A 755-nucleotide genomic window follows, 5' to 3' on the forward strand; every position below is an offset into this window, starting at 1 on the left:
ACTTAGAAATGAATCCCCTAGAAGCCAAGTTCAAAACGAGCTCATTAAGATCATGGAAAACAGATAAGTCAGACGCACATAAACTTGCACTTCTTGCCTTTAGAATGAAAGATTCAAAGGTACAACGTCAGTCTGAAGAGATTTACTTTGAACTGAGAGAACGTGCGCGCTTTCACTTAGAAATGGAGATAAACCAAAATCGTCTCAAAGTTGAGTTAGTCGAAACACTACATCAAACATTTCCAGGGTTAGAAAAGCTATTTACTAACAGATATTCAAAAATCGCATTAAGTATAGCTAAAGCATTTCCTCATCCTGATTTTGTAAGTACTTTGACTCATGATGAATTGGTGGAAAAAGTACTTCATTCAACTGATAAAGGCATTTCAGTTAATAAAGCTCACAAGTATGTCCAAAAATTAATTGAAATACAGATTAATAGTTTTCCGAATGTGGACAAGTCTTCTTTCCTCCTACAAAAAGTCCAATACTTATGCGACAAACTGCTTATTGGGATAGAAGAAATGAAAGAATTTGATCAGGAAATGATTGACTTAGCTAAAAATACGACTGAGTTTGAAAACATTATTTCAATTCCTGGCATCGGAGAACTCACAGCGACATTGCTTATTGGGGAACTTGGTAATATTAGAGAATTTAAAACAAATAAACAATTGAATGCATTTGTAGGTATTGATATTAAACGGTATCAATCAGGAACTTCAAAAGTAGGGATACGATCAACAAAAGAGGAA

Annotated in this window: 1 protein-coding gene; it reads left to right on the plus strand. The window is 34.2% G+C overall.

Annotation, left to right across the window (positions count from 1 at the left end; translation table 11 throughout):
• Window positions 1-8: 8 nt before the first annotated feature.
• The coding region (locus BJK46_RS12095; RefSeq protein WP_242445282.1) for a transposase at window positions 9-755 on the plus strand (747 nt) is incomplete at its 3' end.

The organism is Staphylococcus pseudintermedius (assembly GCF_001792775.2).
GTDB lineage: Bacteria > Bacillota > Bacilli > Staphylococcales > Staphylococcaceae > Staphylococcus > Staphylococcus pseudintermedius.